Source organism: Nocardioides anomalus, assembly GCF_011046535.1.
Classification (GTDB): Bacteria; Actinomycetota; Actinomycetes; order Propionibacteriales; family Nocardioidaceae; genus Nocardioides; species Nocardioides anomalus.
In genome coordinates this window covers 2,463,084-2,477,232 of the sequence record NZ_CP049257.1, presented here as the reverse complement: position 1 = coordinate 2,477,232, position 14,149 = coordinate 2,463,084, and the positions used below count along the sequence as shown (strand labels likewise).

14 protein-coding genes are annotated in these 14,149 nt (G+C 74.6%); 13 read left to right on the top strand and 1 reads right to left on the bottom strand.

All coding sequences use genetic code 11. The annotated features are described in order from the left end of the window. Positions 1 to 121: 121 nt before the first annotated feature. The 8 genes from mihF (at position 122) to G5V58_RS12475 (ending at position 9,341) form a co-directional block, all read left to right on the top strand. Positions 122 to 436 (top strand): integration host factor, actinobacterial type, encoded by a 315-nt coding sequence (mihF, locus tag G5V58_RS12510; protein ID WP_165233063.1) that lies wholly within the window; start codon positions 122 to 124, stop codon positions 434 to 436. Beyond that, positions 429 to 1,028, top strand: coding sequence for a guanylate kinase (gmk, locus tag G5V58_RS12505; RefSeq protein ID WP_165233060.1), 600 nt, complete (start codon positions 429 to 431; stop codon positions 1,026 to 1,028). Before mihF ends, gmk begins: the two co-directional genes overlap by 8 nt. Positions 1,029 to 1,077: 49 nt before the next feature. Further along, positions 1,078 to 1,404 (top strand): DNA-directed RNA polymerase subunit omega, encoded by a 327-nt coding sequence (gene rpoZ, locus G5V58_RS12500; protein WP_165233057.1) that lies wholly within the window; start codon positions 1,078 to 1,080, stop codon positions 1,402 to 1,404. A gap of 25 nt (positions 1,405 to 1,429) precedes the next feature. Then, positions 1,430 to 2,629, top strand: coding sequence for a bifunctional phosphopantothenoylcysteine decarboxylase/phosphopantothenate--cysteine ligase CoaBC (gene coaBC / locus G5V58_RS12495; protein ID WP_165233054.1), 1,200 nt, complete (start codon positions 1,430 to 1,432; stop codon positions 2,627 to 2,629). Between the two features lie 95 nt (positions 2,630 to 2,724). Next, a complete protein-coding gene (gene metK, locus G5V58_RS12490) occupies positions 2,725 to 3,915 on the top strand; it encodes a methionine adenosyltransferase (RefSeq protein ID WP_165233051.1) in 1,191 nt (396 codons plus the stop codon). 116 nt (positions 3,916 to 4,031) lie between these two features. Next, positions 4,032 to 6,641: a M4 family metallopeptidase gene (locus G5V58_RS12485; protein WP_165233048.1), complete on the top strand. Its 2,610-nt coding sequence runs from the start codon at positions 4,032 to 4,034 to the stop codon at positions 6,639 to 6,641. A 119-nt stretch (positions 6,642 to 6,760) separates the two neighbouring features. Beyond that, positions 6,761 to 8,026 (top strand): primosomal protein N' family DNA-binding protein, encoded by a 1,266-nt coding sequence (locus tag G5V58_RS25980; protein ID WP_230487304.1) that lies wholly within the window; start codon positions 6,761 to 6,763, stop codon positions 8,024 to 8,026. 835 nt (positions 8,027 to 8,861) lie between these two features. Further along, positions 8,862 to 9,341 carry a hypothetical protein gene (locus G5V58_RS12475; protein ID WP_165233045.1) on the top strand — a complete coding sequence of 160 codons (480 nt, stop codon included), beginning with the start codon at positions 8,862 to 8,864 and terminating at the stop codon, positions 9,339 to 9,341. Positions 9,342 to 9,348: 7 nt separating this feature from the next. On the opposite strand, the gene G5V58_RS12470 is transcribed toward G5V58_RS12475, so the two are convergent. Then, complete coding sequence (locus G5V58_RS12470; RefSeq protein ID WP_230487303.1) at positions 9,349 to 9,885, bottom strand: TetR/AcrR family transcriptional regulator; 537 nt, start codon at positions 9,883 to 9,885, stop codon at positions 9,349 to 9,351. A gap of 90 nt (positions 9,886 to 9,975) precedes the next feature. Here G5V58_RS12470 and G5V58_RS12465 point away from each other — a divergent pair, with 90 nt between their 5' ends. The 5 genes from G5V58_RS12465 (at position 9,976) to G5V58_RS12445 (ending at position 14,147) form a co-directional block, all read left to right on the top strand. After that, positions 9,976 to 10,701 (top strand): SDR family oxidoreductase, encoded by a 726-nt coding sequence (locus G5V58_RS12465; protein ID WP_165233042.1) that lies wholly within the window; start codon positions 9,976 to 9,978, stop codon positions 10,699 to 10,701. 166 nt (positions 10,702 to 10,867) lie between these two features. Beyond that, positions 10,868 to 11,410, top strand: coding sequence for a peptide deformylase (gene def / locus G5V58_RS12460; RefSeq protein ID WP_165233040.1), 543 nt, complete (start codon positions 10,868 to 10,870; stop codon positions 11,408 to 11,410). After that, complete coding sequence (gene fmt, locus G5V58_RS12455; RefSeq protein WP_165233038.1) at positions 11,410 to 12,336, top strand: methionyl-tRNA formyltransferase; 927 nt, start codon at positions 11,410 to 11,412, stop codon at positions 12,334 to 12,336. Before def ends, fmt begins: the two co-directional genes overlap by 1 nt. Positions 12,337 to 12,346: 10 nt before the next feature. Beyond that, positions 12,347 to 12,763, top strand: coding sequence for an MmcQ/YjbR family DNA-binding protein (locus G5V58_RS12450; protein ID WP_165233036.1), 417 nt, complete (start codon positions 12,347 to 12,349; stop codon positions 12,761 to 12,763). After that, positions 12,756 to 14,147: an RsmB/NOP family class I SAM-dependent RNA methyltransferase gene (locus G5V58_RS12445; RefSeq protein ID WP_165233034.1), complete on the top strand. Its 1,392-nt coding sequence runs from the start codon at positions 12,756 to 12,758 to the stop codon at positions 14,145 to 14,147. The genes G5V58_RS12450 and G5V58_RS12445 overlap by 8 nt, the downstream gene beginning before the upstream one ends. Positions 14,148 to 14,149: the final 2 nt, after the last annotated feature.

Here is a 14,149-nt window from a genome sequence, read left to right as displayed (position 1 = left end):
GGTAGCGGGCGGGCGGTAGGCGGGGGTCGATTGCCGCGCGCCGTCCGACGTGGCTATGTTGAACGGCACGCTGACCGACACGCCTCCCTCCCCGTCGAACACCGAGAAGGACCTCGCACCCGTGGCTCTGCCCCCGCTCACACCCGAACAGCGACAGGCGGCCCTCGAGAAGGCCGCCGCATCACGGCGTGAACGCGCCGAGGTCAAGAACCGGCTCAAGAACGCCGGTGCGTCCATCTCCGAGGTCCTGGCCGAGGGGCAGCGCAACGAGGTCATCGGCAAGATGCGGGTCGTCGACCTGCTGCAGTCGATGCCCGGGCTCGGCAAGGTGCGGGCCAAGCAGACCATGGAGCGCCTCGGCATCGCCGAGAGCCGCCGGGTGCGCGGGCTGGGGACCAAGCAGGTCGCGGCGCTCGAGCGCGAGTTCGGTGCCTGAGCCGGGGTCCAGCCCCGAGCGCAAGCGCCGCCTCGTCGTCCTGGCCGGCCCGACCGCGGTCGGCAAGGGCACGGTCGCGGCCGACATCCGCGCCCACCACCCGGAGGTCTGGATCTCGGTCTCCGCGACCACCCGGGAGCCGCGGCCGGGGGAGCAGAACGGTGTGCACTACTGGTTCGTCTCCACCGAGGAGTTCGACCGGATGGTGGCCGACGGCGAGCTGCTGGAGTGGGCGGTCGTGCACGGGCGCAACCGCTACGGCACCCCGCGGCAGCCGGTGGACCTCGCGCTGGCCTCCGGCCAGCCCGCCCTGCTGGAGATCGACCTGCAGGGCGCGCGGCAGGTGCGCGAGACCATGCCCGAGGCGCTCTTCGTCTTCCTCGAGCCGCCGAGCTGGGAGGAGCTGGTCCGCCGGCTGGTCGGGCGCGGCACGGAGGGCGAGGCCGAGCGGGAGCGCCGGCTGGCCACGGCCCGCGAGGAGCTGGCGGCGCAGGCGGAGTTCGACGTGAGCATCGTCAACCGCGAAGTTCACGCCGCTGCGGAGGAGTTGGTAGCCTTGATGGAGTTGGACGCCGGCACTGCCGCGCCCTGAGCACGCCCTCCAGGGCGTCGCCCGACTCCCACCGTTGAGAGGCTCACGCGTGTCTGCCCCCAAGATCGATGCCGAAGGTGTCACCAACCCCTCCATCGACGACCTGCTGACCAAGACCGACAGCAAGTACAAGCTCGTCCTCTACAGCGCCAAGCGCGCCCGGCAGATCAACGCCTACTACTCCCAGCTCGGCGAGGGCCTGCTCGAGTACGTCGGTCCGCTCGTCGACACCCACGTGCAGGAGAAGCCGCTCTCGATCGCGCTGCGCGAGATCGGTGAGGACATGCTGACCTGCGAGGACGTCGACCCGGCCGAGCTGGCCGCCGAGGAGGCCGCGGCCAAGGCCGGCGCCTCCGACGCCGCCGCCGACGCCTGAGCCACCGGAGCACCCGCTGAGCCGCGTGGTCCTCGGCGTCGCCGGGGGCATCGCGGCGTACAAGGCCGCGGAGCTGCTGCGCCGCTTCACCGAGGCCGGTCACGACGTGACCGTCGTGCCGACCGCCGCGGCGCTGCGGTTCGTGGGCGCGCCCACCTGGGCCGCGCTGTCGCACCACCCGGTCGCCACCGAGGTGTGGGACTCGGTGCACGAGGTCCCGCACGTGCGCATCGGCCAGTCGGCCGACCTGGTCGTGGTCGCGCCGGCCACCGCCGACCTGCTGGCCAAGGCCGCGCACGGCCTGGCCGACGACCTGCTGACCAGCACGCTGCTCACCGCGCGCTGCCCGGTCGTCTTCGCGCCGGCCATGCACACCGAGATGTGGGAGCACCCGGCCACCCAGGAGAACGTCACCACCCTGCGTCGCCGCGGCAGCCTGGTCATCGAGCCCGCCGAGGGCCGGCTGACCGGCACCGACTCCGGCAAGGGTCGGCTGCCGGACCCGGACGAGATCTACGACGTGTGCGTCGACGTGCTGACCCGCGGAGCCGTCGTACCCGACCTGGCCGGCCGCTCGGTGGTGGTGAGCGCCGGCGGCACGCGGGAGTACCTCGACCCGGTCCGCTTCCTCGGCAACCGCTCCTCGGGCCTCCAGGGCTATGCGCTCGCCCGGGCGGCGGCGTCCCGCGGCGCCCAGGTCACCCTGGTGGCCGCCAACACCGCGCTGCCGGACCCGGCGGGCGTCAAGGTGGTCCGGGTCGAGACGACCGAGCAGCTGCGCACCGAGGTGCTGGCCGCCGCCTCCTCCGCCGACGCGGTGGTGATGGCCGCGGCCCCCGCCGACTTCCGGCCCACCTCGACCAGCGAGGCCAAGATCAAGAAGGCCGACGACGGCTCCGCGCCGGCCCTGGAGCTGACCCAGAACCCCGACATCCTGCGCGAGCTCAGCACCACCCGGCCGCGCGCCGGTGCGGTGGTCGTGGGCTTCGCGGCCGAGACCGGCGACGCCACCGGCTCGGTGCTCGAGCTCGGCCGGGCCAAGCTGGCCCGCAAGGGCTGCGACCTGCTGGTGGTCAACGACGTCAGCGGGGGAGCGGTCTTCGGCAGCCCGGACAACGAGGCGGTCATCCTGGCCGCCGACGGTGGTGCCACCGAGGTGCCCCGCGGCAGCAAGACCGCGCTCGCGCACGCCATCTGGGACCAGGTGGCGCCCCGGCTGCCCTGAGCTGCCCTGAGGCCGCCGGACGACTCGGACGGGTCCCGTTCCGGCGTACGTCCGCGATTCGGGACGGGCGTCTCGGGCTGGTTAGGCTTCCGGCCGTGACTGGACGCCTCTTCACCTCCGAGTCCGTGACCGAGGGTCACCCGGACAAGATCGCCGACGCCATCAGCGACACCGTGCTCGACGCGCTGCTGTCCGACGACCCGCACAGCCGGGTCGCCGTCGAGACGCTGCTGACCACCGGGCTGGTCGTCGTGGCCGGCGAGGTCACCACCTCGAGCTACGCGCCCATCGCCAAGCTGGTCCGCGACAAGATCGTCGAGATCGGCTACGACGACGGCGCCAAGGGCTTCGACGGCCGCGGCTGCGGCGTGCAGATCGCCATCGGCGCCCAGTCGCCCGACATCGCCCAGGGCGTCGACACGGCGTTCGAGTCGCGCACCGGCTCGGTGGACGCGATGGAGAAGCAGGGCGCCGGCGACCAGGGCCTGATGTTCGGCTACGCCTGCGACGACACCCCCGAGCTCATGCCGCTGCCGATCACCATCGCGCACCGCCTGGCCGAGCGGCTCACCGAGGTCCGCAAGGACGGCACGCTGCCCTACCTGCGCCCGGACGGGAAGACCCAGGTCACCATCGAGTACGACGCCGACGACCGCCCGGTCCGCATCGACACCGTCGTGCTCTCCTCGCAGCACTCCGAGGACGTCACCCTCGACACCCTCGAGGCCGACGTGAAGAAGCACGTCATCGACCCGATCCTGGCCGGCTTCGACCTGCCCTCCGAGGGCTACCGGCTCCTGGTCAACCCGACCGGCAAGTTCGTGATTGGCGGCCCCATGGGCGACGCCGGTCTCACCGGCCGCAAGATCATCGTCGACACCTACGGCGGCATGGCCCGCCACGGCGGCGGCGCCTTCTCCGGCAAGGACCCGTCGAAGGTCGACCGCTCCGCGGCGTACGCCATGCGCTGGGTGGCCAAGAACGTCGTCGCGGCCGGCCTCGCCCGCCGGTGCGAGGCGCAGGTCGCCTACGCCATCGGCAAGGCCCAGCCCGTCGGCGTCTTCATCCAGACCTTCGGCACCGGCACGGTCCCCGACGAGGACATCCAACAGGCCGTCCTGCAGGTCTTCGACCTCCGCCCCGCCGCGATCATCCAGGACCTCGACCTGCTCCGCCCGATCTACGCCAAGACCTCGGCGTACGGCCACTTCGGCCGCGAGCTGCCCGAGTTCACCTGGGAGCGCACCGACCGCGCCGACGCGCTCAAGGCCGCCGTCGCCGGCTGACCGGTCGCGGGACGGATCCGGAACTATCCGGGTCCGTCCCACCTCCTGCGGGGTGCCCGCCGTCGGTGGCAGGGGTTAGGTTGCTCCGACCAACCCACCACCCTCGGGAGCACCCTTTGCCTCGTCATGTCCGTCTGCTGGTCTCAGTCGCGGCGACCGCCGCCCTGGCCGGCTCCGCCCTGGCCGTCACGGGAGCCCCTGGCTCCGCGGCGCCGGCCGACGCCGCCTCGGCGGCGGTCAGCCGCCTCAAGTCCGACGCGTCGGGGCGGCTCACGCTGCGCAGCGACGCCTCCGGTCGCGTCACCTTCGTCGGCGTGCCCGCCGGCTCGGAGCTGACCACCCCCGGCGTCACCCGCGCCACCAGCGTCGCCGACGCCGCCGGTGCGGCGCTCCAGCGCTACGGCGCGGCGCTCGGCATCACGCAGGCGGGCACCTCGCTGAGCCCGCTCAGCAGCTCGGCCACCTCGACCGGTGACGTCGCGCGCTACCAGCAGGAGGTCGGCGGACTGCCGGTCCTCGGCGGTGAGGTCGTCGTCAGCCTGGGCCAGGACCGCCAGCCGACCTCGATCCTCGGCGAGACCTCCTGGGCCACCTCGGTCAAGGCCGCCCGGGTCTCGGGCGACGCCGCGCGCGCCACCGCCGTGCAGGCCTTCGAGAAGGTCGCCGGTGCGGGAGCCGCGCCGTCGGTCACCGACCAGGGCCGCTGGGTCCTCGACCCGACTCTCGTCGAGCTGTCGCCGAGCCTGGGCACGCGCACCGTCCACCGCTTCGAGCTGACCCGCGGTGCCGACGAGCGCCGGATGGTCCTCGTGGACGACCAGACCGGGGGCGTGCTGCTCGACGCGGACATGATCGCGAACGCGCTGAACCGGGTGGTCTGCGACAACGCCAACAGCACGGCCAACGACCCGGACGCCGAGGACCCGAAGCCGTGCGTCACCTCCTCGCCGCCGGCGAGGGTCGAGGGCCAGGCTCCGGTCGGCCAGGCCGACGTCGACACCGCCTACGACCTGGCGGGCGCGGTCTCGCAGACCTACGCCGGCCTCGGCGTCGACCTCACCGCCCTGATCGGGCGCGACATCGGCGGCGGCACCAAGGCGCTGGCGCAGACCGTCCGGATGTGCTTCACCGACCCCGACCCCTCGGTGCCGGGCAACCCCTACTGCCCCTACGGCAACGCGTTCTGGAACGGCCAGCAGATGTACTACGGCACGGGCTTCGCCGGTGCCGACGACGTGGTGGGCCACGAGATGACCCACGGGGTCACCGAGCGCAGCTCCAACCTCGTCTACTGGGGTCAGTCGGGTGCGATGAACGAGTCGATCTCGGACATCATGGGCGAGATCGTCGACCACCAGCACGTCACGGCCTCCGACACCCCGGCCACCGCGTGGGCCATCGGCGAGGACGTCCCGGGCTTCCCGGAGGGACTGCGCGACATGCAGGACCCGACGAAGTACGGCAACGCCGACAAGACGTCGAGCCCGCTGTGGGTCCGCGAGGACATCTACACCGACGGCACCGGCTACCCCGACCAGGACGGCGTGCACTCCAACTCCGGCGTCGGCAACAAGACGTTCTACCTGATCTCCCAGGGTGGGACGTTCAACGGCCAGACCATCTCCGGTATCGATGCCGGCGATCCCAACCTGACCAGGTCCGCCAAGCTCTGGCTGCTCACCGACCAGTCCCTGTCCTCGGGCAGCGACTACGCCGACGAGGCGGCGGTGCTCGAGCAGTCGTGCGCCACGCTCCAGGCCGCGGGTCAGATGACCGCCGCCAACTGTGAGGCGGTGCACCAGGCCACCCTGGCCACCGAGCTGCGCCAGACCCCGCTGAACGCCGCCCAGCCGGCCGACGCGCAGGCGACCTGCCCCACCGGCAGCGTGGCCCGCACCCTGTTCGACAGCGAGTCCGGTGACCCCGCCTCGAAGTTCGTGGCGGGCGCGACCTGGGACCGCGCGGGCGTCGACGGCTTCGGCCCGGTGGCCAAGAGCGGGACGTCGTCGTGGTCCAGCGAGGAGCCGGCCACGGCCGGTCGGTCGTCGCTGGTCGCGGCCAACGGCATCTCGCTCCCGGCGGGCCGGACGTCCTACCTGTACTTCCAGCACTGGCGCCTGCTCGACTACGACTACGGCGGCGTCGCCTACGACGCCGGCACCGTCGAGGTCGACGACGTCGCCACGCCGGACGGTCCCGTGGACGCTGCGGGGCTCCCGTGGGTCAACGGCCCCGAGCAGACGATCCTCAGCTCGACCAACCCGGCCAACAAGCGCAAGGGCTTCGGCGGGGACAGCCGCGGCTACACGGCCAGCCGGCTCGACCTGTCGTCGTTCGCCGGCAAGACGGTCAAGCCGCAGTTCACGATGAACACCGACGCCTCGGTGTCCTTCATCGGCTGGTACGTCGACGACATCACCGTCTACACCTGCGACCCGAAGGTCGTCGTCGGCAAGGTCAAGGCCAAGGGCAAGGCCGTCGTCGGCAAGAAGCTCAAGGCCAAGGTCACCGGGCTGCCGTCGGGTGCCACGATCAGTGGCTACCAGTGGCTGCGCGACGGCAAGGCCATCCAGGGCGCGGACGGCAAGAAGTACAAGCTCAAGCGCAAGGACAAGGGCGACAAGATCAGCGTCATCGTGACCGCGACCGCGCCGACCTACGCTCCCGGCACCCAGGAGTCGGGGACGCGCAAGGTGCACGGCAAGCCGAAGCGGCACCACCGCTGACGCTCGCGTGACCTGAGCTGAGCCCGAGGGCTCCCGGAGCGGCTGCGGCCGTCCGGGAGCCCTCGGTCCGTTCCGGGACGCGGCGCGGGCCGGGGGCGGCGGCTGGTAGTCATGTCGTCGTGCCCGAGCCCACCGCCACGCGCGCCGAGCGCCCCGAGCCCCGGGAGCAGGACGAGCTGCTGCCAGGGCTCGTGCGCGCCCGGGTGCGGCCGACGCGGCGCGCGGCGAGCGAGCCGGAGCCGGCCGCGGAGGTCGACCCGGTGGCGCGGGTGCTGGTCGACGTGCCGCTGGCGCACCTGGACCGGCCCTTCGACTACGAGGTGCCGGCGTCGATGGCGGCGGACGCGCAGCCGGGGGTGCGGGTCAAGGTGCGGTTCGCCGGGCGGGAAGTCGACGGCTTCGTGCTGGGCCGGGCGGCGCAGACCGAGCGCGGCGGGTCGCTGACGCCGCTGCGGCGGGTGGTCAGCGCGGAGCCGGTGCTGTCGCCCGCCGTGGCCGCGCTCGCGGGCGAGCTGGCCGAGCGGTACGCCGGCACGCGCTCGGACGTGCTGCGCCTGGCCGTGCCCAGCCGGCACGCGGCCACCGAGAAGAAGGACTCCGTGGAGCCGGCGCCGCCGCCGGCGCACGACGCGGCGGCCGGCGAGCAGGCGTGGGCCGACCACCCGCCGGGGCCGGCGTTCCTGGCCCACCTGGCCGACGGGGGAGCGCCCCGGGCGGTGTGGGCGGCGGCGCCGGGCACCGACTGGCCACGGCTGCTGGCGCACGCCGCCGCGGCGGCCCTGGCCGGGGACCGCGGGGCGCTGCTGGTCGTGCCCGACCGCAAGGACGTGGCCCGGGTGGACGCCGCGCTGACCGCGGTGCTCGGCCCCGACCAGCACGTCGTGCTCACCGCCGACGCCGGGCCGGCCAAGCGCTACCGCGACTTCCTCGCGGTCTCGCGCGGGCGACGCCGGGTCGTGGTCGGCACCCGCGCGGCGGCGTTCGCGCCGGTCGCCGGCCTCGGGCTGGTGGCGATCTGGGACGACGGCGACGACCTGCACGCCGAGCCCCGCGCGCCCTACCCCCCACGCCCGCGAGACCCTCCTGCTCCGCGCCGAGCGCGAGGGCGCGGCGGCCCTGGTGGGTGGGTTCGCGACCAGCGTGGAGGCCGACCAGCTCGCGCGCTCCGGGTGGGCGCACCGGCTCGCCCCGCCGCGGGAGGTGCTGCGGCAGCGGGTCACGGTCAGCGTGGCCGGCGCCGACGAGTTCGCCCTGGCCCGCGACCCGCTGGCCGGCGTCACCCGCGTGCCCACCGAGGCGCACCGGGCGATCCGCGACGCGCTGGCCGACGGCCCGGTGCTGGTGCAGACGCCGCGCAGCGGGTACGCCGCCGCCCTGGCCTGTGAGCGCTGCCGCACCCCGGCGCGCTGCCGGACGTGCTCGGGCCCCCTCCACCTGACCAGCGCCACGGCGCCGCCGGTCTGCCGCTGGTGCGGCACCGTCGACGAGGCCTGGGCGTGCCCCGAGTGCGGTCACCGCGGCCTCCGGGCGCCGGTGGTGGGGGAGACGCGCACCGCCGAGGAGCTCGGCCGGTCCTTCGCCGGCACCGTCGTGCGCACCTCGGGTGGCGACAAGGTGCTGGCCGAGGTCGGGCCGGAGCCGGCCGTCGTGGTGGCCACGCCGGGCGCGGAGCCGGTGGCCGAGGGCGGGTACGCCGCGGTCGTGCTCCTCGACACCTGGCTGCTGCTCGGCCTGGCCCACCTGCGCACGGCCGAGGAGGCGCTGCGCCGCTGGTCCAACGCCGTCGCCCTGGTGCGCCCCGGCGGCCGCGCCGTCGTCGTCGGCGACCCGGGCCACCCGGCCGTGCAGGCGCTGGTGCGGTGGGACCCGGCGGGGTTCGCGGCCCGCGAGGCCGCCGAGCGCCGCGAGGCCCACCTGCCGCCGGCCTCCCGGCTGGCCACGATCACCGGCGAGCCGGGCGCGGTCGACGACGCGCTCACCCTCCTGGACCGGCCCACGGGCTTCGAGCTGCTCGGCCCGGTGCCGGCCGGCGAGGAGTCGCGGGCCGTGGTGCGGGTGCCGAAGGCCTACGGCCGCGCGTTGTCGCACGCGCTCGGCGACGTCCAGCGGGTCCGCTCGGCCCGCAAGCTCGACGCGGTCCGCATCCAGGTCGACCCGCCCACGCTGTAGTCCCCTCCCGACCGCACGGAGCCAGCCACCCGGGCCCGGCGTCGGACCCCCGTGCGGATCCTCCTGCTCGCGGGCCTCTGCGGCCTCCTCACCGTGCTCACCGGCTGCCAGCGGGCCGACGTCGACCACCCCGGTGGCGACGCCGTCGTCCTGCAGATCGTCCGCACGGCGGGCATGGGTCCCGGGACCAACGGCGACGACCCGCCGCCCCTGCTGGAGGTGCTCGGCGACGGCACGGTCAGCGGCTACCGCGACGACGGCACGACGTACTCCTTCCGCGCCACCGAGGCCGACGTCCAGCGGCTGCTGCACCGCGGCGACGACGCCGGGCTGCTCGACGACCCGCCGGACTACGAGCCGCCGACGGCGATCTGGGACGCCGGCAACACCGAGGTCCTGGTGGTGGCCGACGGCCACACCCGCGAGCACGTGGCCAACGGGCTGGGGGCCGTCGACGAGAGCGGGGCCCGCGCCCGCCTCGAGGTGTTCGTGGACGACACCGTCGCCTGGGCCCGCTCGCACGCCGCCTGAGCCGGGCTCAGGCGCGCAGCCCGGCCACCAGGACGTCGAGCAGCCGCGGCACCCGCTCGTCCCACTCCGCGTCCTCCACGTGGGCGAGGAACCACGACAGCAGCACCACGTCGCGCGGGTCGACGTCCGCGCGCAGGCTCTCGTCGGCCGAGCCGGCGGTCAACAGCGTGGTCAGGGCCGCGCCGAGCTTGCCCGGGGTCTGGGCGTGCAGGTCGGTCCACACGCTGTCCTCGACCGCCGCCACCACGCCCAGCTTGACCCGGGCGTACGCCGCGAGGCGGTCGAACCAGCGCCGCAGCGCCTCCGGGGGCGGGTGGGCCGCGACCAGGGTGGTCGCCTCGGCGACCAGCTCGTCGATCTCGCCGGTGTAGAGCGCCCGCAGCAGGTCCTCCTGGGTGGGGAAGTGCCGGTAGAGCGTCCCCTGGCCCACCCCGGCGGCCCTGGCCACGGCGCTGAGCCGGAGCTCACCACTGCGGTCGGCCACCAGCTCCGCCGCCGCTCGGAGGATGGCCGCCCGGCTGCGCGCGGCGTCGGCGCGTGCCACCACCGACACCTCCCGGACTTGAAAACGGACACGTTGTCCGGTTGAGTGGAAGAAGTGGACAGTGTGTCCGCTTCACCGAGGAGGCTAGGCGTGACGGACGTGCAGGACAAGGTCGTGGTCATCACCGGGGCGAGTGGCGGGATCGGGGAGGCGACCGCGCGGCGTCTGGCCGCCCGCGGCGCGCGACTCGTGCTGGGGGCGCGGCGCACCGACCGGATCGAGGCACTGGCCGAGGAGCTGGGCGCCACCGCGGTGACCGCCGACGTCACCCGCCGCGAGGACCTCGACCGGCTGGTGGCCGCCGCCCGCGAGGAGCACGGCCGGCTCGACGTGCTGGTGGGCAACGCCGGGATCGGGCCGATCTCGCGGCTCGACGCCGGCCGGGAGGACGACTGGGCGGCGATGATCGACGTCAACCTGCGCGGTGTGCTGCACGGCCTCGGCGCGGCGCTGCCGGTCTTCCGCGAGCAGGGTCGCGGGCACTTCGTCACCATCGTCTCGACCGCGGGGCTCAAGATCGTCCCGACGATGGCGGTCTACGCCGCCACCAAGAACGCCGTCCGCACCCTCCTCGAGGGGCTGCGCCAGGAGTCGACCGACGGCGTGGTCAAGACGACGGCGATCTCGCCCGGCTACGTGCGCACCGACTTCGCCGACTCCATCACCGACCCGGACGTGCGGGCGGGGATCCAGGCGAACGCCGCCACCACCGCGATCAGCCCCGACGCGGTCGCGCGGGCGGTGGAGTTCTGCGTGGACCAGCCGTGGGACGTCGAGATCGGCGAGCTGGTGATTCGCCCCACCGTCCAGGGCTGAGCTCACCGCGACGGGAGCCCGAGCGCCCGCAGCGCCGCGCGCAGCCGCGGCCCCGCGCCGGCCGTCGCTCACGCCGCCCGGAGCGAACCGGCGCACCGAGCGGCGGCGCAGCTGGAGCTCGAGCACCTCCGAGGTGACCGCGACGCCGGCTCCCTAGACTTGTCCGGTGATCCAGCCCATCCGCCTGTTCGGCGACCCGGTGCTGCGCCAGCGCGCGGTCGAGGTGGTCGACTTCGACAAGGAGCTGCGCAAGCTCGTCGAGGACCTTACCGAGACCATGCTCGACGCTCCCGGCGCGGGGCTGGCCGCGCCGCAGATCGGCGTCGGGCTGCGGGTCTTCACCTGGAACGTCGACGGCGAGGTCGGCCACCTGGTCAACCCGGTGCTGGACCTGTCCGAGGAGGAGCAGTTCGGTCCCGAGGGGTGCCTGTCGATCCCCGGGCTGGCCTTCGACTGCCACCGGGCGCTGCACGTGGTGGCCAAGGGCTTCGACGTGCACGGCGAGCCCGTGACGGTCGAGGGCACCGAGCTGCTGGCCCGGGCCCTGCAGCACGAGACCGACCACCTCGACGGCGTGCTGTTCGTGGACCGCCTCGACGACGAGACCAAGCGGGCGGCCAAGAAGGCGATCCGCGAGGCCGAGTGGTTCGGCGCCACCGCGCCGACGGTCAAGGTCTCGCCGCACCCCATGGGCGGGCTGGGCCGCTGATGCGGCTGGTCTTCGCCGGGACGCCCGAGGTGGCGTTGCCCAGCCTCCAGGCGATCGCCGACTCCGCCCACGAGCTCGTCGGGGTGGTCACCCGCCCCGACGCGCCCGCCGGGCGTGGTCGCAGGCTGACGCCCAGCCCGGTCGCCCAGCTGGCCGAGGAGCTCGGGGTCCCGGTGCTCAAGCCCGAGCACCCGCGCGACCCCGACTTCCAGGAGGCGCTCCGCGCGCTCGAGCCGGACTGCTGCCCGGTCGTCGCGTACGGCGCGCTGCTGCCCCAGAGCGCCCTCGACCTCGCGCCGCTCGGCTGGGTCAACCTGCACTTCTCGTGCCTGCCCGCGTGGCGCGGCGCCGCACCGGTGCAGCACGCCATCTGGGCCGGTGACGAGGTGACCGGTGCGACGACGTTCCGCATCGTCAAGGAGATGGACGCGGGCCCGGCCTTCGGCGTGATGACCGAGCGGATCCGGCCCACCGACACCGCGGGTGACCTGCTGGCCCGGCTGGCCGACGGCGGCGCCGGCCTCCTCGTGGCCACCCTCGACGGCCTGGCCGACGGCAGCATCGAGGCCCGGCCGCAGCAGCCCGAGGGCCTGTCCTACGCCCCCAAGATCACCGTCGAGGACGCCCAGGTCGACTGGACCGAGCCGGCGGTCGGGGTCGACCGGCGGATCCGCGCCTGCACGCCCGCGCCCGGCGCCTGGACGACGTACGCCGGCACGCGGGTCAAGCTCGGACCGGTCACCCTGAGCAGCGAGCGGCTCGAGCCCGGCGCCCTGCGCGTGGGCAAGGCCGAGGTCCTGGTCGGCACCGCCACGGAGGCCGTCCGGCTCGGTGAGGTCAAGGCCTTCGGGGCCCGGCAGGTGGCGGCCGCGGACTGGGCCCGCGGGCTGCGCCTTCCGCCTGAGGGCGAGCGCTTTGGCGAGTAGCGTGACCGGCGTGACCGCAGCGCGCACCCGCGCGGCGACGCCCGAGGACGTCGCCGAGATCTGCCTGGGGCTGCCCGAGGTCGAGCTGGGCACGTCGTGGGGCGACAACCCGACCTACAAGGTGCGTGGCAAGGGGTTCGTCATGCACCGCCCCCCGGGGAGGACGGCGCTCGACCCGGCCACCGGCGAGCCGTTCACCGACCTGCTGGTCATCCAGGTCCCCGACGAGTCCGACAAGCAGGCGCTGGTCGACGACCCGACCCTGCCGTTCTTCACCATCGACCACTTCCACGGCTACGCCGCGGTCCTGGTCCAGCAGTCCCGCCTCGGCGAGGTCAGTCGCGACGAGCTGGCCGAGATCCTCACCGACGCGTGGCTGACCAAGGCCCCGCCGGCCCTGCGCAAGGCGTTCCTGGCCGATGGCTGAGCCCCGTCAGGCCGGGCGCAAGGTCGTGCTCGACCCGGCGCGCGCGGCCGCGCTCGACGTGCTGAAGGCCGTCCGGGTCGACCGCGCGTACACCAACCTGGTCCTGCCGGCCGCCCTGCGCCACTACGGGCTCGAGGGCCGCGACGCGGCCTTCGCCACCGAGCTCGCGTCCGGCACCATCCGCCGGCGCGGTACCTACGACGCCGTGCTGGCCGCCTGCATCGACCGGCCGCTGTCCAAGGTGGAGTCCAAGGTCCTCGACGCGCTGCGGCTCGGCACCCACCAGCTGCTGTCCATGCGCGTGCCCGACCACGCCGCGATCAGCACCACCGTCGACCTGGTGCGCGCCCGGGTCAGCTCCGGCGCCGCGAACTTCGCCAACGCCGTGCTGCGCAAGGTCAGCCAGCAGGACCTGGCCGGCTGGATCGAGACGATCACGCCCGATCCGCGCACGTCGCCGAGCCGGTATGCCGCCCTGGCGTTCAGCCACCCGGAGTGGGTCGTCGACGAGCTGCGCGAGGCGCTCGGCGCGACCGGGCGCGACGAGCTCGACGCCCTGCTCGAGGCCGACAACGAGAACCCGCGCGTGACCCTGGTCGCCCGCCCCGGCCGCGCCAGCCGCGAGGAGCTGCCGGGGGAGCCGACGCCCTACTCGCCGTACGGCACGGTGCTCGAGGGCGGCGACCCGCGCTCGGTGCCCGCCGTGGCCGAGGGCCGCGCCGCCGTGCAGGACGAGGGCTCCCAGCTGGTCGCGGTCGCGACGGCCGAGGCGCCGCTGGAGGGCCGCGACGAGCTGTGGCTGGACCTGTGCGCGGGCCCGGGCGGCAAGTCCGGGCTGCTGGCCGCGCTGGCCGCCCAGCGCGGGGCGCGGCTGGTGGCCAGCGAGCGGCTCCCCGCCCGGGCCGGCCTGGTGCGGCGCACGCTGCTGGACGGCGGCGCCTACGCCCCGGGGGTGGCCGGGGTCGTGGCCGCGGACGGCACCCTCGCGCCGTACCGCCCCGGCGTCTTCGACCGCGTCCTCGTCGACGCCCCCTGCACCGGGCTGGGCGCGCTCCGCCGCCGCCCGGAGGCCCGCTGGCGCCGCAAGCCCGACGACCTGGTGCAGCTGGTCCTGCTCCAGCGCCAGCTGCTGCGCTCGGCGCTGGACCTGGTCCGGCCCGGCGGCGTGGTCCTCTACGCCACGTGCTCGCCGGTGCTGAGCGAGACCTCCAACGTCGTCACCTCGGTGAACGGCGCCCGGGCCGACGTCGACCTGGCCGACCTGACCCCGCTGTTCGCGGGCGTGCCGCGCTCGGACGGTCCGGTGCCGGGCACGGTCCAGCTCTGGCCGCACCGGCACGGGACGGACGCGATGTTCCTCGCCCTGTTCCGCAAGCTGGTGTAGTC